Below are 312 nucleotides of genomic sequence, written 5' to 3'. Positions count from 1 at the left end.
TTCGCTGCGGGCTGTACTGCGACTTCATTCTCCACCACTGGCTTGAGCCATGCCGGACGTCCGGAGAATTCGCGTTGCCCGCGGGAGACGGTCGGGTCGCGCCAATCTCGCGCGACGACGTGGCGACCGCGGTCGCGGCGGCAGCGACCGAGAAATCCGGTCCCACTTATACAATCACGGGCGATCAGGCGTTGGACTTTGGCGAGATCGCCGCCGACTATGGCCGAGCGATCGGGCAGCAATTGCGCTATCGCTCATGCGCCCAGGACGAATATCTGACCTCGGCGTCGGCACGCCTGGATGAACCTTGGC

1 pseudogene is annotated in these 312 nt (G+C 64.4%); it reads left to right on the top strand.

Annotation, left to right across the window (positions count from 1 at the left end):
* Nucleotides 1-74: 74 nt before the first annotated feature.
* Nucleotides 75-312 (top strand): annotated as a pseudogene (locus tag EN874_RS32950) (hypothetical protein); the annotation flags it as partial.

It is taken from the genome of Mesorhizobium sp. M1D.F.Ca.ET.231.01.1.1, from assembly GCF_003999155.2.
GTDB lineage: Bacteria > Pseudomonadota > Alphaproteobacteria > Rhizobiales > Rhizobiaceae > Mesorhizobium.
Note: the sequence above shows the minus strand (reverse complement) of the source record. Positions and strands in the feature narration are given on the sequence as shown.